This window comes from Mycobacterium sp. IDUB_3 (assembly GCF_055419585.1).
Map to the genome: position 1 here is coordinate 4,376,268 of NZ_JBVAXZ010000001.1, position 18,316 is coordinate 4,394,583.

The 18,316-nt window shown below is 67.7% G+C and carries 20 protein-coding genes; 11 read left to right on the top strand and 9 right to left on the bottom strand.

From position 1 onward, the window contains the following. The first annotated feature begins 20 nt into the window (after positions 1-20). The 3 genes from mddA to ACZYVJ_RS20435 are packed head-to-tail and all read left to right on the top strand — an operon-like array spanning position 21 to position 2,489. Positions 21-788: a methanethiol S-methyltransferase gene (gene mddA / locus ACZYVJ_RS20425; protein WP_463832702.1), complete on the top strand. Its 768-nt coding sequence runs from the start codon at positions 21-23 to the stop codon at positions 786-788. Between the two features lie 56 nt (positions 789-844). Continuing rightward, entirely contained in the window at positions 845-1,327 is a 483-nt protein-coding gene (locus ACZYVJ_RS20430) for a cation:proton antiporter regulatory subunit (RefSeq protein ID WP_463832703.1), read from the top strand. A gap of 4 nt (positions 1,328-1,331) precedes the next feature. Then, entirely contained in the window at positions 1,332-2,489 is a 1,158-nt protein-coding gene (locus ACZYVJ_RS20435) for a cation:proton antiporter (RefSeq protein ID WP_463832705.1), read from the top strand. A gap of 13 nt (positions 2,490-2,502) precedes the next feature. Here the strand turns inward: ACZYVJ_RS20435 and ACZYVJ_RS20440 are convergent, their stop codons facing one another. Continuing rightward, the gene (locus ACZYVJ_RS20440) at positions 2,503-3,063 is read right to left on the bottom strand and encodes an Rv3235 family protein (RefSeq protein WP_463832706.1); all 561 of its coding nucleotides are present in this window, start codon (positions 3,061-3,063) and stop codon (positions 2,503-2,505) included. 214 nt (positions 3,064-3,277) lie between these two features. Here ACZYVJ_RS20440 and ACZYVJ_RS20445 point away from each other — a divergent pair, with 214 nt between their 5' ends. The 5 genes from ACZYVJ_RS20445 to ACZYVJ_RS20465 all read left to right on the top strand — a co-directional run bounded on the left by ACZYVJ_RS20445 (position 3,278) and on the right by ACZYVJ_RS20465 (position 8,816). Further along, the gene (locus tag ACZYVJ_RS20445; protein WP_463832707.1) at positions 3,278-4,699 is read left to right on the top strand and encodes a WS/DGAT/MGAT family O-acyltransferase; all 1,422 of its coding nucleotides are present in this window, start codon (positions 3,278-3,280) and stop codon (positions 4,697-4,699) included. A gap of 41 nt (positions 4,700-4,740) precedes the next feature. Beyond that, positions 4,741-5,601 (top strand): polyphosphate kinase 2, encoded by an 861-nt coding sequence (gene ppk2 / locus ACZYVJ_RS20450; RefSeq protein WP_463832708.1) that lies wholly within the window; start codon positions 4,741-4,743, stop codon positions 5,599-5,601. Between the two features lie 6 nt (positions 5,602-5,607). Then, on the top strand, positions 5,608-6,138 hold the full coding sequence (locus ACZYVJ_RS20455) for a DUF6912 family protein (protein WP_463832710.1): 531 nt from the start codon (positions 5,608-5,610) through the stop codon (positions 6,136-6,138). A gap of 137 nt (positions 6,139-6,275) precedes the next feature. Further along, the gene (locus ACZYVJ_RS20460) at positions 6,276-7,436 is read left to right on the top strand and encodes a ferredoxin reductase (protein WP_463833078.1); all 1,161 of its coding nucleotides are present in this window, start codon (positions 6,276-6,278) and stop codon (positions 7,434-7,436) included. Between the two features lie 96 nt (positions 7,437-7,532). After that, positions 7,533-8,816, top strand: coding sequence for a fatty acid desaturase family protein (locus ACZYVJ_RS20465; protein ID WP_463832712.1), 1,284 nt, complete (start codon positions 7,533-7,535; stop codon positions 8,814-8,816). A gap of 7 nt (positions 8,817-8,823) precedes the next feature. On the opposite strand, the gene ACZYVJ_RS20470 is transcribed toward ACZYVJ_RS20465, so the two are convergent. From ACZYVJ_RS20470 to ACZYVJ_RS20495, 6 genes are all read right to left on the bottom strand, one after another. Then, on the bottom strand, positions 8,824-9,687 hold the full coding sequence (locus ACZYVJ_RS20470) for an ABC transporter substrate-binding protein (RefSeq protein WP_463832713.1): 864 nt from the start codon (positions 9,685-9,687) through the stop codon (positions 8,824-8,826). A gap of 33 nt (positions 9,688-9,720) precedes the next feature. Continuing rightward, positions 9,721-10,464, bottom strand: a complete 744-nt coding sequence (locus ACZYVJ_RS20475; RefSeq protein ID WP_463832714.1) for an SDR family NAD(P)-dependent oxidoreductase — start codon at positions 10,462-10,464, stop codon at positions 9,721-9,723. 133 nt (positions 10,465-10,597) lie between these two features. Next, on the bottom strand, positions 10,598-11,422 hold the full coding sequence (locus ACZYVJ_RS20480; RefSeq protein ID WP_463832715.1) for a hypothetical protein: 825 nt from the start codon (positions 11,420-11,422) through the stop codon (positions 10,598-10,600). Continuing rightward, on the bottom strand, positions 11,419-12,027 hold the full coding sequence (locus tag ACZYVJ_RS20485) for a TetR/AcrR family transcriptional regulator (protein WP_463832717.1): 609 nt from the start codon (positions 12,025-12,027) through the stop codon (positions 11,419-11,421). Before ACZYVJ_RS20485 ends, ACZYVJ_RS20480 begins: the two co-directional genes overlap by 4 nt. A gap of 140 nt (positions 12,028-12,167) precedes the next feature. After that, entirely contained in the window at positions 12,168-12,656 is a 489-nt protein-coding gene (locus tag ACZYVJ_RS20490) for a DUF302 domain-containing protein (RefSeq protein WP_463832718.1), read from the bottom strand. A 4-nt stretch (positions 12,657-12,660) separates the two neighbouring features. Next, the gene (locus ACZYVJ_RS20495) at positions 12,661-13,857 is read right to left on the bottom strand and encodes a thiolase family protein (protein ID WP_463832719.1); all 1,197 of its coding nucleotides are present in this window, start codon (positions 13,855-13,857) and stop codon (positions 12,661-12,663) included. 98 nt (positions 13,858-13,955) lie between these two features. On the opposite strand from ACZYVJ_RS20495, the gene ACZYVJ_RS20500 reads away from it, so the two are divergent. After that, positions 13,956-14,432 carry a winged helix-turn-helix transcriptional regulator gene (locus ACZYVJ_RS20500; protein ID WP_463832720.1) on the top strand — a complete coding sequence of 159 codons (477 nt, stop codon included), beginning with the start codon at positions 13,956-13,958 and terminating at the stop codon, positions 14,430-14,432. Here the strand turns inward: ACZYVJ_RS20500 and rsgA are convergent. Together rsgA and aroA are read right to left on the bottom strand one after the other, a co-directional pair. Then, the gene (gene rsgA, locus ACZYVJ_RS20505) at positions 14,416-15,411 is read right to left on the bottom strand and encodes a ribosome small subunit-dependent GTPase A (protein WP_463832721.1); all 996 of its coding nucleotides are present in this window, start codon (positions 15,409-15,411) and stop codon (positions 14,416-14,418) included. The genes ACZYVJ_RS20500 and rsgA overlap by 17 nt on opposite strands. Next, positions 15,408-16,715: a 3-phosphoshikimate 1-carboxyvinyltransferase gene (aroA, locus tag ACZYVJ_RS20510; protein ID WP_463832722.1), complete on the bottom strand. Its 1,308-nt coding sequence runs from the start codon at positions 16,713-16,715 to the stop codon at positions 15,408-15,410. Before aroA ends, rsgA begins: the two co-directional genes overlap by 4 nt. A 92-nt stretch (positions 16,716-16,807) precedes the next feature. On the opposite strand from aroA, the gene ACZYVJ_RS20515 reads away from it, so the two are divergent. Both ACZYVJ_RS20515 and ACZYVJ_RS20520 read left to right on the top strand, forming a co-directional pair. Beyond that, positions 16,808-17,587 carry an SOS response-associated peptidase gene (locus ACZYVJ_RS20515; RefSeq protein WP_463832723.1) on the top strand — a complete coding sequence of 260 codons (780 nt, stop codon included), beginning with the start codon at positions 16,808-16,810 and terminating at the stop codon, positions 17,585-17,587. 275 nt (positions 17,588-17,862) lie between these two features. Then, positions 17,863-18,294, top strand: coding sequence for a PPOX class F420-dependent oxidoreductase (locus tag ACZYVJ_RS20520; protein ID WP_463833079.1), 432 nt, complete (start codon positions 17,863-17,865; stop codon positions 18,292-18,294). The last annotated feature ends 22 nt before the right edge of the window (positions 18,295-18,316 follow it).

The following is an 18,316-nucleotide window of genomic DNA, read 5'->3' on the forward strand; positions in this document are numbered from 1 at the left end:
ATCAGGCGCACAATCAGCTAATGAAGCGTTACCTGACGGTTGGCTACGGCGCCGCCGCTTATCTGCTCTTTCTTGCCGTATTCCTGTACCTTGTCGCCTTCCTGGGCAACTTCTGGGTGCCGCGGACGGTCGATCACGGGCTGTCGGCGCCCATCGGCCAGGCGGTGTTGGTCAACATGGTGCTGGTCGGCCTGTTCGGCCTGCAGCACAGCGTCATGGCGCGCCCCGGGTTCAAGGCCTGGTGGACGCGGGTGGTGCCGTCATCGATCGAGCGCAGCACCTACGTGATGCTGTCCAATGCCGTGCTGGTGCTGCTGTATTGGCAATGGCGAACGATGCCGGCCGTCATCTGGAAGGTGGAACTACCGGCCGGGCGCCTGGTGTTGTGGACGCTGTTCTGGCTCGGCTGGGCAATCGCCCTGGCGTCGACGTTCATGATCAACCATTTCGACCTGTTCGGGCTCCGGCAGGTGTATCTGGCATGGCGCGGAAAACCCTACACGCACATAGCTTTTCACATTCGGATGTTGTACCGGCTGGTGCGCCACCCGCTCATGCTCGGTTTCATCATCGCCTTCTGGGCGGCCCCCACCATGACGGCCGGGCATCTGCTGTTCTCCGTCGCCATGACGGGTTACATCCTGGTCGCCACCCGGATCGAGGAGCACGACCTGGTGGAGGCGTTGGGCGATGACTATGTCAACTACCGGCGCGAGGTACCGAGGTTGCTGCCGCTGGGCCGTCGGCCGCGCGGTGGCCCCAGGCAACCGGCGGACGCCCCGGGCTGACGATTTTTGCATCCAGCCGCTTACCGCAGGCCGGGCGACCTGTCAGGATTGACGGTATGGATGTCAAGGAGGTGTTGCTCCCCGGGGTCGGTCTTCGCTACGAATTCACCGATCACAAGGGCGACCGCATCGGCATCATCGCGCGGCGCAGCGGCGATTTCGACGTCGTCGTGTATGCCCGCGACGATCCGGACGAGGCCCGGCCGCTGCTCCACCTCAGCGACCAGGAGGCCGAGGCCGTGGCCCAGATCCTGGGGGCGCCCCGAATCGCCGAGCGGTTCACCGAGCTGGCCCGCGAGATCCCCGGGCTCGAGACCGGCCAGGTGCACATCTTGGCCGGCAGCCCCTTCGTGGATCACCCGCTGGGCGACACTCGGGCGCGCACCCGCACCGGCGCATCCATCGTGGCGATCGTGCGCAACGAGGAAGTGCTCGCCTCACCCGGCCCTGCCGAGATGCTGCACGTCCAAGACGTTCTGATCGTGATCGGCACCGAAGACGGCATCGCGGGCGTCGAGAAGATTATCGACAAAGGCTGAGCCGGTGCAGATTTCGGGGACGCTGCTTTTGCAACTCGGCGCCCTCCTGGCCACTCTGGCCGTATTGGGCGCCGCCGCAAGGCGATTCGCGTTATCGCCCATCCCCGTGTACCTGCTGGCGGGCCTGGCCCTGGGCAACGGCGGCATCCTGCCGCTGGCCGCCGGTGGCCAGTTCATCACCACCAGCGCACCCATCGGCGTCGTGTTGCTGCTGCTGACCCTGGGCTGCGAGTTCTCGGTGGCCGAGTTCTCCAGCAGCATGCGCCATCACCTGCCGTCGGCGGCCGTCGACATCGTCCTCAACGCCGCGCCCGGCGCGATCGCCGGCTGGCTACTGGGTCTGGACGGCGTGGCCATCCTGTGCCTGGCCGGCGTCACCTACATCTCATCCTCGGGCGTCATCGCGCGGCTGCTGGAGGACCTGCAGCGGCTCGGCAACCGGGAGACGCCGGCGGTGCTGTCGGTGCTGGTGCTCGAAGACTTCGCGATGGCCGCCTATCTTCCGCTGTTCGCGGTCCTGGCGTCGGGCGGGGGATGGCTGCACGCCGTCGGCGGCATGGCCGTGGCGGTGGGCGCTCTGTTCGCGGCGTTCGCCGCGTCCTACCGGTGGGGTCACCACGTAGAGCGGCTCGTGCAACACCCCGACTCCGAACAGCTGATGCTGCGGGTGCTGGGCATCACCCTGATCGTGGCGGCGATGGCGGAGTCCCTGCACGCCTCGGCGGCGGTCGGCGCGTTCCTGGTGGGCCTCACGCTGACCGGCGAGACGGCCGAGCGGGCCCGCCAGGTGCTGAGCCCGCTGCGCGACCTGTTCGCCGCGATCTTCTTCCTGGCGATCGGCTACTCGGTGGACCCGCACGAGTTGGTCCCGATGCTTCCGGCGGCGCTGATCCTGGCCGCGGTGACCGCGGCCACCAAGGTGGCCACCGGAATCTTCGCCGCGCGGCATGACGGCGTGGCGCGGCGCGGGCAGCTGCGCGCGGGCACCGCGCTGATCGCGCGCGGCGAGTTCTCGTTGATCATCATCGGGTTGGCCGGCAAGTCGCTACCCGCCGTCGCGGCGCTGGCGACGTCCTACGTTTTCATCATGGCGATCGCGGGGCCCATCCTCACCCGCTACACGGGCGGTCCGCGGCCGGCGGGCGCCGCACCGGTGGCCTGACCGGTGGCCGCCGTCAGCCGATGTGCAGGGCCACCACCATCCAGCGGGTGCCGCCCGCGGCGCTGACCTGCTCCACCCGGCAGGCGATGGCGTGGATCCGGTTCCCGCGGCTGTAGGAACCGAACACCTCCGCCGCCGAGTCCGGGTCGCGGTGACCGGCCGCCTGCAGCCGCATCCGGCGCAACACCGCGGCGCCGCGGTTACGGCCCGCGGCCGAACGACCAACCGCGGCCACCGAATCCACCAGGCTGGGCGCCAGCAGCGGATTCAACTGGGCGGCGGGCCGGCGTCGGTCGATGACTTCCAGCACCCGGCGCAGCGCGGCGTCGGCGAAGACGCCCGCCTGACGCAGCCGCGGGGACATGACGGCGCCGGGGTCCGGTGCCGGCGCCCTGCTGGGCTGCCCGGTGTAGGACCGCGGCTGCGCGTGGCCGCTGCGGCCGCGCAATGCGGACCGCGGGGGTTGCCGGCACTGCGCGACGGTGTGCGCCAGGTCCTGCGTCGGCGGCTCGTAGTCGACGACTGGTATGACGGTGAAAGCGTCAGATGGATTCGCAGCAGGACTCGTGTTCAACGCGCACTCTCCAACTCTCGGCCGGACATTCAAGCCTGCTGGAGAGGGGCAGACGGTGGTTGGTCAGTGGTCATCATGGCATAACTCGACTGCACGCGTACCCACGCTGACCGGTGCACGGCCCACCCGGTTACCGTGGGCAAGACATCAGGCTGCAGGGGCCCCGGGAGCCCCGAGCGCACGGGCGACGAACTTGCCAGGAGGACAGCGCCGCATGGTGAGTCGCTTGTCGCCGCCGGACGCGTCGTTCTATCGGATGGAGAACACCGCGACCCCCATGTACGTCGGATCGCTGTCGATCCTGCGTCGCCCCCGTGCCGGCCTGAGCTACGAAACGCTGCTGGCCACCGTCGAGCAGCGGCTGCAGCAGATACCGCGCTACCGGCAGAAGGTGCGGGAGGTGCGGGTCAGCACGGCCCGGCCGGTGTGGCTCGACGACAATGACTTCGACATCACCTATCACGTGCGGCGCTCGGCGTTGCCCTCCCCGGGCAGCGACGAGCAGCTGCACGAGCTGATCGCCCGGCTGGCCGCGCGGCCGCTGGACAAGTCCCGCCCGCTGTGGGAGATGTACCTCGTCGAAGGCCTGTCCAAGAACCGGATCGCGCTCTACACCAAGTCGCATCAGGCGCTGATCAACGGCATGTCGGCGCTGGAGATCAACCACGTCATCGCCGACCGGACGAAACGCCCGCCACCGTTCCCCGAGGACATCTGGATCCCGGAGCGCGATCCCGGCACCACCCGGCTGATGTTGGGCGCGATCGGTGACTGGTTTGCGGGTCCGGGCGCCCAGCTGCAGGCCGTCGGCTCGATGGTCGGTGGCATGTTGACCAATAACGGCGAGCTGCTCGACGCCGGACGCCGAGCCGTCGACCTGGTGCGCACCGTGGCCCGGGGCACCGCCCCCAGCAGCCCGCTCAACGCCACCGTGTCGCGCCACCGGCGCTTCACGGTCGCGCGGGGCAGCCTCGAGGATTACCGCGCCGTCCGTGCGCGGTACGACTGTGACGTCAACGACGTGGTGCTCGCGGTCATCGCCGGCGCGCTGGGTAACTGGCTGATGTCACGGGGCGTGGCGGTCTCACCCACCGCGACGGTGCGGGCGATGGCGCCGCTGCCGGTGTACGACGACGGCGACCTAGACGCGAGCGGGCCCGGTCAGGCGATCAGCCAGGTGATGCCGTTCCTCGTCGACCTGCCGGTGGGGGAGCCTAATGCCGTGGTGCGGCTGTCGCAGATCGCGCACGCCACCGAATCGAACCCGACTGCCGCCCATCTGGTGGACGCCAGGACCATCGTCACGCTCTCGGGTTTCGCCCCACCGACGCTGCACGCGATGGGCATCCGGGTGGCGACCAGTTTCCCGAGTTTCTCCAAGCGCACCTTCAATCTGCTCATCACCAACGCCCCCGGCGCCCAGTCGCAGATGTACATCGCCGGCACCAAATTGCTGGAGACCTACGCGGTGCCGCCGCTGCTACACAATCAGGCGCTCGCCATCGGCGTGACGTCGTACAACGGCGAGCTGTACTACGGAATCAACGCCGACCGCGAAGCCATGAGCGATGTCGAGTTGCTGCCCGGACTGCTGCGCCAGGCGCTCGAAGAACTGCTGGAGGCGTCCCGGTCCTAGTCGGCGGTGAAAACGCCTGCGTGGGGCTATTATTCGTTGCTGTGAGTACCGCGAAAAGCCATGGCGCGCCGGCCAAGCCGACCAAGAAGGAGTCGGCACGGTCGGCCGTGCCCAAGATCTCCGACGAGGTCTACGAAGCCGAATTGTTCCGTCTCCAAACGGAATTGGTGAAGCTGCAGGAGTGGGTGCGGCAGTCCGGGGCGCGGCTGGTGGTGCTGTTCGAGGGCCGTGACGCCGCGGGCAAGGGCGGCGCTATCAAACGGATTACCGAATACCTCAGCCCGCGGATCGCCCACATCGCCGCGCTGCCGGTGCCCTCGGATCGTGAACGCGGCCAGTGGTATTACCAGCGCTACATCGCCCACCTGCCCACCAAGGGCGAGATCGTGCTCTTCGACCGGTCCTGGTACAACCGGGCGGGCATCGAGAAGGTCATGGGATTCTGCACGCCGCGCGAGTATGCGCTGTTCATGCGGCAGACGCCGATTTTCGAGCAGATGCTGATCGACGACGGGATCCTGCTGCGCAAGTACTGGTTCTCGGTCTCCGAGGCCGAACAGCTGCGCCGGTTCAAGGCGCGGCGCAACGATCCGGTCCGGCGCTGGAAGCTGTCCCCGATCGACCTGGAATCGGTATACCGGTGGGAGGATTATTCACGCGCCAAAGACGAGATGATGGTGCACACCGATACCCCGGAAAGTCCGTGGTACATCGTGGAATCGGATATCAAGAAGCACGCGCGACTGAACATGATGGCCCATTTGTTGTCCACCGTCCCGTACCACGATGTCGAGACGCCGAAGGTCAAGCTCCCGGCGCATCCCGTGGTCACTGGTAACTACCAGCGCCCGCCGCGGGAGCTGTCGACGTACGTTGACGACTACGCGGCCACGCTGATCTAGCCGCCCATGACGGTCGTCTATATCCCCGCCACGCTGCCCATGTTGGCGCAGCTCGTCGCCGACGGCTCGTTGTGGCCGGTCAGCGGTACCGCATTCGCGCTGACGCCGAGGCTGCGCGAGGCCTACGCGGAGGGCGACGACGACGAGCTCGCCGACGTGGCGTTGCGCGAGGCGGCGCTGGCGTCGCTGCGGCTGCTGGCGGCCGGGGCAGCCGGGGAAGCGGGAGGAGGCGGCGAGTCGTCGGCGCCCCCGCCGCCCCGCCGCGCGGTGCTGGCCGCCGAGGTCAAGGACGTCACGTACCGCCCCGACCTCGACGACGCCGTGGTCAGACTGTCCGGGCCGGTGCCGATCGACGACGTGATTGCCGCCTACGTCGACAACGCCGGGGCCGAACCGGCGGTGGCGAGGGCCATCGAGGCGGTCGACGCCGCCGACCTGGGCGATGAGGATGCCGACCTGATCGTCGGCGATGCGCAAGACCACGATCTGGCCTGGTACGCCAACCAGGAGCTGCCGTTCCTTTTGGAGCTGATGTGACCGCCGAAGTGAGGCAAACCGGGCAGCAGCGCTAGCTACGACACCGTAGGTTACGGTACCGTAGGTTTCGTGAAGCACACAGAATCGATCACAATGTGAGCGCAAGCCAGACGCCGCATCGTGAGCAGGAGCTTCCCCTGGGCAGACGTAACCCATCGATCACGGGCAACGTCGTCGATACCACGCGACCTGTTGTCGCCGGCGCGGACCGGCACCCCGGCTGGCATGCGCTGCGCCAACTCGCCGCGCGCATCACGACGCCGCTGTTGCCCGATGACTACCTGCACCTGGCCAACCCCCTCTGGTCGGCGCGCGAACTGCGGGGCCGGATCCTGCAGGTGCGCCGCGAGACGGAAGACTCCGCGACGCTGGTCATCAAGCCGGGCTGGGGTTTCAACTTCGATTACCAGCCGGGCCAGTACATCGGCATCGGACTGCTGATGGACGGGCGCTGGCGCTGGCGGTCGTATTCGCTCACCTCGGCCCCGGCCGGCGCAGCCTCGCGCTCGGGCTCCGGTTCGACGCGCACCGTGACCATCACCGTGAAGGCGATGCCGGAAGGGTTCCTGTCGTCGCACCTGGTGGCCGGTGTCGAGCCGGGCACCATCGTCCGGCTGGCCGCACCGCAGGGCAACTTCGTGTTGCCCGATCCGGCGCCCGCGTCGATCCTGTTCCTCACCGCCGGCTCCGGGATCACGCCGGTGATGTCGATGCTGCGAACCCTGGTGCGCCGCAACCAAATCGGTGACATCGCCCACCTGCATTCGGCGCCCACTCAGTCCGACGTCATGTTTCGCGACGAGTTGTCCGCGCTGGCCGCCGAGCACCCCGGCTATCGGATGCGCCTGCGCGAGACGCGTACCCAGGGCCGGCTGGATCTTTCGGTGCTGGACCAACAGGTGCCGGACTGGCGCGAACGCCAGACCTGGGCCTGCGGTCCGGAAGGCATGCTCGCCGAGGCCGAGCAGGTGTGGTCGGCCGCGGGTATCGGTGAGCGCTTGCACCTCGAGCGGTTCGCGGTGTCCAAGGCCGCACCCACCGGCGCCGGCGGCACCGTCACCTTCGCTCGAAGCGGACGCACCGTCGATGCCGACGCGGCTACGTCGCTGATGGACGCGGGCGAGGGCGTAGGGGTGCAGATGCCCTTCGGGTGCCGCATGGGGATCTGCCAGTCGTGCGTGGTCGGTCTGGTGGAGGGTCACGTCCGTGATCTGCGCACCGGGCAGGAGCACGACCCGGGGACCCGGGTGCAGACCTGCATTTCCGCCGCGTCCGGCGATTGCGTGCTCGACATTTAAAGGCTACTCACAGGTAACCTACGGCTTCGTAGGTTACGATAGCGTAGGTCTGGAACACGTTAAGGACCGAAAAACTACCGCAGGGAGATCACGACGATGGCGATCACAGACGTCGACGTATTCGCCCATCTGACGGACGTCGATATCGAAAACCTGGCCGTTGAGCTCGATGCCATCCGCCAGGACGTGGAAGATTCACGGGGCGACCGGGACGCTCGCTACATCCGCCGCACCATCGCGGCCCAGCGCGCGCTGGAGGTGACCGGCCGGCTGCTGCTGGCCGCCAGCTCGCGCCGCTCGGCCTGGTGGGCGGGGACGGTGACGCTGGGCGTGGCCAAGATCGTCGAGAACATGGAGATCGGCCACAACGTCATGCACGGCCAGTGGGACTGGATGAACGACCCCGAGATTCACTCCTCGACGTGGGAGTGGGACATGAGCGGGTCGTCCAAGCACTGGCGCTACACCCACAACTTCGTGCACCACAAGTACACCAACATCCTCGGGATGGACGACGACGTGGGCTACGGCCTGCTGCGTGTCACCCGCGACCAGCGCTGGAAGCGCTTCAACATCTTCAACCTGGTGTACAACACATTGCTCGCGCTGCTCTTCGAGTGGGGAGTCGGCTTGCAGCACGTCGAGCTCGGCAAGATCGCCAAGAAGCGGATGGACAACGACGAGGCCCGGCAGCGGACCGAGGAGTTCCTGGCCAAGGCCGGGCGGCAGGTGCTCAAGGACTATGTCGCATTCCCGGCGCTGACCTCGTTGTCGCCCGGTGCGACCTACATGTCGACGTTGAAGGCCAACGCGCTTGCCAATGTGATTCGCAACGTGTGGGCCAACGCGGTGATCTTCTGCGGCCATTTCCCCGATGGCGCAGAGAAATTCACCAAGACCGACATGATCGGCGAGACCAAGGGCCAGTGGTACCTGCGTCAGATGCTGGGCAGTGCGAACTTCGAGGCCGGCCCGGCTTTGCGCTTCATGAGCGGCAACCTGTGCCACCAGATCGAGCACCACTTGTACCCCGACCTGCCGAGCAACCGGCTGCACGAGATCTCGGTACGGGTGCGCGAGGTATGCGACAAGTACGACTTGCCTTACACCACAGGATCTTTCCTGCTCCAGTACGGCAAGACGTGGCGCACGATAGCCAAGCTCTCGCTGCCGAACAAGTACCTGCGGGACGACGCCGACAACGCGCCGGAGACCCGCAGCGAGCGGATGTTCGCCGAGCTCGAGCCAGGTTTCCTGGGCACCGATCCGGTCACCGGCCGTCGTCGTGGGCTCAAGTCCGCGATCACCGCGGTGCGGGGCTGGCGGCGCGGGAAGCGGGCGGCCGCGGCGCGGCGTGCCGACGAAGGTCTGGCCGCTTAACTGGCGATTACCCGGGCTGGTAGAAGTCCGCGGCGGCTATCGGGGCGACACCCAGTTCGCCCGCGACCGCGTCGATCGCCTGCTGCGCGATGCCCAGGTCCACCTGGTAGTCGGGGGTGAAGTACGGGCCGACATAGCGCTCGTAGTGTCGTCGCGCCTCATCGGCGGTGAGCCGGTCGAGGAACCAGTTGATGTAGTCGACGGCGCGGCCGGGTTGTTCGACGAGCAGCCGCAGCGCCCGCTGATGGGCCCGCATCATGGCCTGCAGCGCCGGGCTGTCCGGTGGGATGTGGGCGGGGTCGACGGCCACGCCCACCGTGGGGATCCGGAAATGATCGCCGACCCAGGCCAGCAGGTGAAACCCCTCTTCGGTGGCGACCTGTTCGGGGGACAGGGTGCTCCCGACATAGGCCGCATCGATCGTGCCGTCGCGCATCCGGCGCAGGTCCATCTGGTAGTCACCCGGGTGCCGCACCACGCAATGCAGGTCGCGGTCGGGGTCCAGGCCGTGCTTACGCAGGACGATCCGGGCGAACGTGCCCGGCGGGTTGTCGGCGGCGTGCACGGCCAGGCGTCGCCCGTGCAGATCCGCCATGGACTTCACCTCGGCGTTGCCGAGAAACCAGAACAACGGACGATCGGTGTTGACGCTCAACGCTTTCCAGCCGATCCCGTCGTGCAGCCGCGACAGCAGTGCCCGGCCCAGGCCGATCACCGCGACGTGGCGAAGCCGCTGCGCGCTCCAGCCCACCCCGTCGCGGATGGCGACGTGGACACCTTCGTCGCGGTAGTAGTCCTCCTGATCGGCGACATGGGCGATCAGCTCCTCGTGAATGCCCCGCCCGACGTAAGCGAGATCGATCGTCTGCACGCCGAACCTCTTTCCCGGTCGCAGAATCCGCTGTCAATTCATGGCGAGGCCGCCGTTGACCTCCAGGCAGTGGCCGGTGATGAAGCCGGAATCCTCGCCGGCCAGGAACGCCACCGTCTTGGCCACCTCCTCGGGACTGACGAGCCGCCCCATGGGGTTCGTCGCGCCGAGCTGGTGTATCTCTTCGGCCGTCAACAGCGCGTTCGCGGTGGGATCGGCGACGGTGGCGGGCGAGACGAGGTTGGCGGTGATCTGGTTCGGAGCCAGCTCGAGGGCGACGTAGCGGACAAACTGGTCCATTGCCGCCTTGGCGGTTCCCACCGTGATCATGCCCTGTCTGGGCCGGCGGGACAGCACCGTGGTGAGATAGATCAGTCGGCCATATTCTCGTGAAACCATATCGGGAACAACGGCTTTGGTCACCAGGAAGGCGGCATGCAGTTCGCGGTCCAGTTTGCCGCCGAGCTGCTCCCAGCTCAGATCGGCGAACGAGGTGACGTCGTAGGGGATCAGCGCGTTGTGCACGAGCACGTCGACGCCGCCCCACCTCGTGTCGATCTCGCCGACCATTGCGGCGACGTCGTCGGGTTCGGTGACGTCGGCCCGGATCGCGACGGCCTCACCACCGGCCGCGATCGCGGCGGCCACCACCTCGTCGGCCTCCGCGGCGCTGGACCGGTAGTTGACGACCACCCGAAATCCCTGCTCCGCCAAGACCAATGCGGTCGCCGCGCCGATGCCCCGGCTGGCTCCGGTGATCACCGCGACACGACCCATCGGCGTTACCTCCGACCGTGCCCACCGCCTGGCTGGCACGCGCGAACGATACTCCCGCGACGCACCTCGGTAAAGCTCTGCGTTGGATGCCCGAGGGTGACTGACTCCGGGATCCCGGGGGGCGCATTCGCTGTCAGGGGTGGGTGACGAGGTAGGTCTCGTTGTCCAGGTCGGCGGTGAGTTCCTCGACATCGAAGGGGCGGTCGAGGCGTGCGTGCAACGCCGTGCGATCGATGAGCCGGCTTATCTCCGCGGTTTGACGGGCGAACAGTCGCCCGATGAGTGGATAGATTCGACGCATGACCGCCCGCTCCGCAGAGGTGCAACGCGACGCACAGTAGCCGACGTGGCCGATCTCGTCGGTCAGGATCTCGCTGTAGAGCAGTTCGATTCGTTCGGCGACGTGCGGTTCGTCGGCGAAAAGCCTTCTGCCGGCACGGCGTAATTCGTCGAACAGGATGCAGCCCGCCATCTCCGCGGCTCCGACGAACATGAAGCCGAGCCGTTCGGGCACGAAAACGCTCACTTTGACGAACTGGCGCATGACGAAGGGCGGGGGGACCACTTGGAAGGTCAAGTCGAACGCGTCGAGCGCGTACGCCAACAGCCGGGTGTGGTAGTGCTCTTCCAGCTCGAGGTAGACGCGCTCGGGCGGCACGCTCTCGTCGCTGTTGCGCCCGTAGGTTTCACCCAGCCCCACGCCGAATCGCTCCGCCTGATTCAGCTTTGCGGTTGCCAGCAGGAAGAGCATCTTGTCATCCAGGCCGGGTTCGGGGCGCCGACGGCGAAGGTTTCGCAGGAAAACGGCTCGGTCGGCCGGACGGGCTGACCGGATGGGATTCGCCTCCAGATCGTTGAAGAACCGCTCGCGATTGGCCAGCCGTCTGTTGAGCAGATCGGCTTCGCCGTCACGTTCGGCCAGGAAGTCCCGGTAACCCTCGATGCCGGTGCGATTCATCGCTTCTCCATCCCTTTGACAATCGTTGCCACGTAACGACTTAACAGCGCGGCATCGTGGGCCCCGGTGGCCAGCAGGGCGAAAAGCCCGGTGAGGAAGAACGTTGCGAGTTCGGTTGCGTCGAGGTCGGAGTTGACCTGCCCCGTGTCCTGCGCTCGACCGATGACGTCCACCACGAATTGTCCGAGCGGGTGCTGCGCGAACTCGTCTTCGATCGGACGAGTCGAGGAGAAATGCAATCCGAGCATGTCCCGGAAAACCGCTTCTCCCAAACGGCTTTCGGCGCCGAGCACGTGGTGAATCAGTTGGGAGAACACCGACGCCAGGTCACCCTCGGCTTTCCCGAGTTCGCTGATAATGCGGGTCTCCTCGAGGCGCTCCACCTCGATGAGGACGTGCTCCTTGGTCGGGAAGTGAAAATAGAACGTCCCCCGGGCCACGCCCGCATCGGCGACGATCGCGCTGACGTCGGCGGCGGCCACGCCGCGCCGCGAAATCTCGGCCAGCGCCGCGTCGAACAGGCGCGCACGGGTTTCCAGCCGGCGGGTTTCGCGCACGCCGCCGCCCGGCGATCCGGTCGCCGACGGCGCCCGTGGTGACTCCATGGGGGCACCGTACGCCCTTTCGCTGACGGCCGTCAATGACGGTCGTCAGTGAGCGTCAGCCGATGATCCCGGCCCCCGGGTGCTGCCCCGCGTCGTCAACCACCTGATGCACGTCCGCGGCGATGACATATGCCACTGGTTCAGCCGGTGACCTTCTCGGCCAGCGCGGCCAGCTTGGCGTCGAGTTGGTCTGCGGCGCCGAGCAATTCCGGATTGGGCTGCACGACCATCAGCGACGACGGCTTGACGTAGGTCAGGCTGCTACGGCCGTCGTCCTCCTCGAGCAACAGCAGCTCGACCGGGGCGAACAATCCGGCCGCCACGTCGTGGCGCAGCATGGTGATGGCGATCAAGGGGTTGCCGAGGATGACGCGCAAGGCCTTGCGGTCGATGCCGGCCTTGGTGATCCAGGCGCCGTGGTCGACGGTGCCGAACAGCATGAATCCGCTTGGGCCGACGTGGGGTTCGACGCGCTCCTGATAGGACTGCCAGTCGTCGGTGGATGTCGCGATGTCGTTGATCGGCACCGGTTGCTCGCCGATGTCGGCGAGCAACGCGGCTACCAGTTGGTCGTAGCTCTTGGCGCTGTCGTAGTGCACCCGAACGCCGTCGAATTTCGTTTCTTGCATGATCTCATCCCAATCGCTCGATGATGGTGGCGTTGGCCATGCCGCCGCCCTCGCACATCGTCTGCAGCCCGTAGCGTCCGCCGCGCTGTTCGAGCGCGTTGACTAGAGTGGTCATCAGGCGAGCACCGCTGGCGCCCAACGGGTGACCGATGGCGATCGCCCCGCCGTTGACGTTGGTCTTGGCCAGATCGGCACCGGTGTCCTGCGCCCAGGCCAGCACGACGGGCGCGAACGCCTCGTTCACCTCGAACAGGTCGATGTCGGCCAGCGTCAGACCCGCCTTCGACAACACCTTCTCGGTGGCCGGTATGACGCCGGTCAGCATGTAGAGCGGGTCGGAACCCACCACGGTGGCGGTGTGGATCCGCGCCAGCGGGCGCAGCCCCAGCTTGTTGGCAGCCTCGCTGCTGGCGATCAGCACCGCGGCGCTGCCGTCCGACAGCGGTGAGGAGTTGCCGGGCGTGATCTCCCAATTGATCTGCGGGAAACGGGCTTTGGCAGCGTCGCTATAGAACGCCGGCTGCAACCCGGCCAGCGTCTCGACTGTGGTGCCGGGGCGGATGATCTCGTCGGTGGCCAGCCCCGCGATCGGGATGAGCTCGTTGTCGAACAGCCCCTCCTTGGTGGCGCGGGCGGCCTTCTCGTGGCTCCCTGCGGAGAACTCGTCGAGTTGGGCGCGCGAGAAGCCCCACTTCGCGGCGATCAGTTCGGCGCTGATGCCCTGCGGCACCAGGCCGTCGGGGTAGCGCCGGGTCATGTCCTGGCCCATCGGGTTGCTGCCCGGGGACACCTGCGTGCCCATCGGGACGCGGCTCATCGACTCCACGCCGCCGGCAATGACCAGGTCGTAGGCGCCGGCAATCACGCCCTGGGCGGCGAAGCTGATGGCCTGCTGGCTGCTGCCGCATTGGCGGTCGATCGTGACACCGGGAACCGACTCCGGGAAACCCGCGCCCAGCAGCGCATTACGGGCAATGTTGGCCGCCTGGTCGCCGACCTGGGTGACGGCGCCGGCGATGACATCGTCGACCTGGGCCGGATCCACGCCGGTGCGCGCCACCAGCTCGCGCAGGCTGTGGGCCAGCAGATCGGCGGGCAGAACGTCGTGCAGTGCGCCACTAGCCTTGCCCTTGCCGATGGGGGTGCGGACGGCTCCGACGATGACGGCGTCGCGGACCCCGGAACTGGGATGACTGGTCATGACTCCTCCTCGAGTCCAACTCGATCTAGGTATAAATCTCTATACTTAGACAAACACCTAGGTATGCTTAAAGCAACCCAGGTGCGGAGGTGATTTAGATGACACTGCTGCAAGGACCGCTGGCCGACCGCGACGCCTGGTCGGCGGTGGGCGAGTGCGCGATCGAGAAGACGATGGCGGTCGTCGGAACCAAGTCCGCGATGCTGATCATGCGCGAGGCCTACTACGGCACCACCCGATTCGACGACTTCGCCCGCCGGGTGGGCATCACCAAGGCCGCCACCTCGGCGCGGCTGAGCGAACTGGTCGAGCTGGGGTTGCTGCGGCGCCAGCCCTACCAAGAACCCGGACAGCGCAGCCGCGACGAGTACGTGCTGACCGACGCCGGCGTCGACTTCATGCCGGTGGTGTGGTCGCTGTTCGAGTGGGGCAGGCATCACCTGCCGGGACGCAACCGGCTGCGGTTGACCCACCTGGGCTGCGGTGCCGAGGCGACCGTCGAAATCCGTTGCGCGGAAGGCCATCTGGTGCCGCCCGACGAGCTCGGCATGCGGCTGGCTAATAAGTCTGGTTGAGCGCGGCCAGCAGCCGGCGGGCCGCGGCGACGCGGCGCACCGCGGGCCCGGTCAGGGTGTCCAGCGCGCACTCGGGGTCGGCCGGCGGCCCCATGTGCCCGCAACCGCGGGGGCAATCCGCGATGGCCTCGGCCAGGTCGGAGAACGCCATCATGACGTCGTCGGGCTGGATGTGCGCGAGCCCGAATGAGCGGATGCCCGGCGTGTCGATTACCCAGCCCGTGGTGCCCAGCGGCTCGGTCAACGGCAGCGCCACCGACTGCGTCGACGTGTGCCGTCCCCTGCCGATGTCGGTCACGTCGCCGACGGCGCGGTCCGCGTCGGGCACCAGGCGGTTCACCAACGTGGACTTGCCGACGCCGGAATGCCCGAGCAGCACGGTGATCTTGCCCGCGAGCAGGTCCGCCACGGCCAGCAGGGGATCGTCGCGGCCGGCGACCACCACGGTCAGGTCCAGGTCGACGAACTGCTCCGCGAACGGCTCCGGCGGGGCCAGATCGGTCTTGGTCAGGCACAGGATCGGCGTGAGTCCGCCGGCATAGGCGGCGATCAGCGTCCGGTCCACCAGGCCGGTGCGGGGCGGCGGGTCGGCCAGCGCCACCACGATCAGCAGCTGATCGGCGTTGGCGACCACCACCCGTTCGGTCGGATCGGTGTCATCGGCGGTGCGGCGCAACACCGTTCGCCGTTCGCCGCGACGCACGATGCGGGCCAGCGTGTCCGGCCGCCCGGACAGGTCACCGACCACGTCGACCTCGTCGCCCACCACGATCGGGGTGCGGCCCAGTTCGCGCGCCCGCATGGCGGTGACCCGGCGGTCGACGTCGCCGCCCAGCACGCATCCCCAGCGGCCACGGTCGACACTGACCACCATCGCGGCCTCGGCGTCGGCGTGCTCGGGACGGGTCTTGGTCCGCGGGCGCGAGCCCCGGCCGGAGCGGATCTTGACGTCCGACTCGTCGTAGTCGCCGGGCTTCACATGCCGCGCTCTTCCCCGGTCTCCAGCATGCGGGCCCACAGTCGCGGAAAGTCCGGCAGCGTCTTGCTGGTGGCGCCGATGTCGTCGACCTCGACCCCCTCCACCCGCAGCCCGACGATCGCACCCGCCATCGCCATCCGGTGATCGGCATAGGAGTGCCACACCCCGGACCGCAGCGGCGTCGCGGTGATCTCCAGACCGTCGGGCGTTTCGGTGCAGTCGCCGCCCAGGCGGTTGATCTCCTTGCTCAGCGCGGCCAGCCGATCGGTCTCGTGGCCGCGCAGGTGCGCGATGCCGGACAGGCGCGACACCGATCCCGGCGTCGCCAGCGCCGCCAGGGCGGCCACCGACGGCGTCAGCTCGCCGACCGCCCGCAGGTCGACATCGAAACCGCCGTAGTCCCCGGACCCGCGCGCTTCCAGAAACGAATCATTCTGTGTGACAACGGCATTCAACTCCCGCAGCACAGTGAGGATGTTCTCGGCGGGCTGCACGCTGCTGGCCGGCCAGCCGGAGATGCGCACCGCGCCCCCGCTGACCACCGCCGCCGCCAGGAAGGGGACGGCGTTGGTCAGGTCCGGCTCGACCTCCCAGTGCCGAGCCGCGACCGGCCCGGGCCGCACCGCCCAGCGGTTAGGCGCGGAGTCGTCGACGTCCACGCCGGCCTGGCGCAGCATCGTCACGGTCATCGCGATGTGCGGCGCCGACGGCAGCGACGCACCGGTGTGCTGCACGGTCAGGCCCTCGGTGAACGAGGCCGCGCACAACAACAGCCCGGAGACGAACTGCGACGAGGCCGAGGCGTCGATGTCGACGGTGCCGCCGATGATCGAGCCGGTGCCCAGCACCCGGAACGGGAGACCAGAGCCGTCGATCCGGACGCCGAGCCCGCGCAGCGCGTCCAGCAGCGGCGCGATTGGCCGCGCCCGGGCCTGCTCGTCGCCGTCGAACTCGACCATCGATTCGGCCAGCGCCGCCAACGGCGGGACGAACCGCAGCACCGTCCCGGCCAGCCCGCAATCGACCTGTGCCATCGGTTCCGGCGACACGCGGCCGCTGACCGCGAGCTCCGTCCCGTCGCCGTCCCCATCGCCGTCGATGCGCAAGCCCAGCGTGCGCAGCGCCCCGATCATCAGGTCGGTGTCGCGGCTGCGCAGCGCCCCGCTGATGGTCGGGCTGCCCTGCTCCTGCGCGGCCGCCAGCGCCGCCAGCACCAGGGCCCTGTTGGTCTGCGACTTCGAACCGGGAACGGTCACGGTCGCGCGTACCGGCTGCGATGCCAAGGGGGCCGTCCACGTACTCATCGGTCCATCATTGCCTGTCGGGGGTTTCTGCCCCAATAGGTCTTCGTGGCTCTGACCCAATGGGTCTTCGTGGCTCTGCCACTATGGGTCTTATGTGTGGACGGTTCGCGGTGACCACCGATCCGGCCCTGCTGGCCGAGAAGATCAAGGCTATTGATGAGGCCACCGGCGCCGACGCCGGCTCGAGCGCCCCGAACTCCAGCGCGCCCAACTACAACGTCGCCCCGACCTCGACCATCGCGACCGTCGTCAGCCGGCATTCCGAGCCCGACGACCAGCCGACGCGGCGGGTGCGGCTGATGCGCTGGGGCTTGGTGCCGCCATGGGCCAAGGCCGGTGCCGACGGCGCACCGGACACCAAGGGGCCGATGCTGATCAACGCCCGCGCGGACAAGGTCACCACGTCGCCGGCCTTCCGGAGCAGCGCCAAGTCCAAGCGCTGCCTGATCCCGATGGACGGCTATTACGAGTGGCGGGTCAACTCGGGCGACGCGGCCGGCAAGAAGACCCGCAAGACGCCGTTCTTCATGTACTCCGAAGACGGGGAGCCGCTGTTCATGGCGGGCCTGTGGTCGGTCTGGAAACCGGCCAAGGACGCGTCGCCGTTGCTGAGCTGCACGATCATCACCACGGATGCGCCCGGGGAGTTGGCGCAGATTCACGACCGGATGCCGCTGGTGCTGCCCGAGCGCGACTGGGATCGGTGGCTGGACCCCGACGCCGCGATCGACGAGGACCTGCTGGCCCGCACGCCCGATGTGCGCGCCATCCGGATGCGAGAGGTGTCGACGTTGGTCAACAACGTCCGCAACAACGGCCCGCAGTTGCTCGAGCCGGCCGAGCCGCAGCCCGAGCAGATGAAGATCCTGTAGCGCTGCTTTAGCCGCTACGCCGCGTCGTCGTCCCCGTTGTCGTCCCCGTCGTCGTCCCCGGTCGTCGTCCCCGTCGCGAAGCAGTTTCTCGGGGACCGGTTGGATGTCCACATAGCCGATTTGCCTCGGGCCAGTGGCGGTTTCGCGTCGTCCTCCCTGCTTCCCTAGTTCTCCGCTGGTCGCCAGCAGCGCGACGGTCGGGCTGTCGGATTTGGCACCGCTCCTTCGTCGTATGGATAGAGATGTCCGGAGACACGACGAATCAGGAGAACGCAATGAACATCATGAAACTCAGCGACAGCGCACGCCAACTCATCGGTTCCGACCCGGCAACGCTTGTCACGATCAATCGTGACGGGAGTCCGCAAGTCAGCCTGGTTTGGGTGACGGTGCAGAGTAGAGCCGACGGCGGTGATGAGCTGGTAACCGCTCATCTGCAGGAGCATCAGAAGGTCCGCAATATCCGGCGTGATCCGCGCGTGGCGGTGACCATCGCGTCCACCGACCGCAGCGGGCCACAGACACCCTATCTGTCGATCAGGGGCACGGCGCGCGTCGAGGAGGGCGGTGCTCCCGAACTACTCGACGAGATCGCCACGACGATCTTCGGCCCCGGCACGGGGTTCCCGCCGCCCGACGCACCCCCCGGATACCTGACTCGCATCACGATCGAGAAAGTCGGCGGCGTGGGCCCATGGGCGGCCTGAACGTCAAGTTCACACAGGTTCG

Excerpts from the sequence above, each read along its gene's own strand:
- mddA (WP_463832702.1), top strand. The coding sequence starts at position 21 with ATGAAGCGTTACCTGACGGTTGGCTACGGCGCCGCCGCTTATCTGCTC.
- ACZYVJ_RS20430 (WP_463832703.1), top strand. The coding sequence starts at position 845 with ATGGATGTCAAGGAGGTGTTGCTCCCCGGGGTCGGTCTTCGCTACGAA.
- ACZYVJ_RS20445 (WP_463832707.1), top strand. The coding sequence starts at position 3,278 with ATGGTGAGTCGCTTGTCGCCGCCGGACGCGTCGTTCTATCGGATGGAG.
- ACZYVJ_RS20455 (WP_463832710.1), top strand. The coding sequence starts at position 5,608 with ATGACGGTCGTCTATATCCCCGCCACGCTGCCCATGTTGGCGCAGCTC.
- ACZYVJ_RS20465 (WP_463832712.1), top strand. The coding sequence starts at position 7,533 with ATGGCGATCACAGACGTCGACGTATTCGCCCATCTGACGGACGTCGAT.
- ACZYVJ_RS20475 (WP_463832714.1), bottom strand. The coding sequence starts at position 10,464 with ATGGGTCGTGTCGCGGTGATCACCGGAGCCAGCCGGGGCATCGGCGCG.
- ACZYVJ_RS20480 (WP_463832715.1), bottom strand. The coding sequence starts at position 11,422 with ATGAATCGCACCGGCATCGAGGGTTACCGGGACTTCCTGGCCGAACGT.
- ACZYVJ_RS20485 (WP_463832717.1), bottom strand. The coding sequence starts at position 12,027 with ATGGAGTCACCACGGGCGCCGTCGGCGACCGGATCGCCGGGCGGCGGC.
- ACZYVJ_RS20490 (WP_463832718.1), bottom strand. The coding sequence starts at position 12,656 with ATGCAAGAAACGAAATTCGACGGCGTTCGGGTGCACTACGACAGCGCC.
- ACZYVJ_RS20495 (WP_463832719.1), bottom strand. The coding sequence starts at position 13,857 with ATGACCAGTCATCCCAGTTCCGGGGTCCGCGACGCCGTCATCGTCGGA.
- ACZYVJ_RS20500 (WP_463832720.1), top strand. The coding sequence starts at position 13,956 with ATGACACTGCTGCAAGGACCGCTGGCCGACCGCGACGCCTGGTCGGCG.
- aroA (WP_463832722.1), bottom strand. The coding sequence starts at position 16,715 with ATGAGTACGTGGACGGCCCCCTTGGCATCGCAGCCGGTACGCGCGACC.
- ACZYVJ_RS20515 (WP_463832723.1), top strand. The coding sequence starts at position 16,808 with ATGTGTGGACGGTTCGCGGTGACCACCGATCCGGCCCTGCTGGCCGAG.
- ACZYVJ_RS20520 (WP_463833079.1), top strand. The coding sequence starts at position 17,863 with ATGAACATCATGAAACTCAGCGACAGCGCACGCCAACTCATCGGTTCC.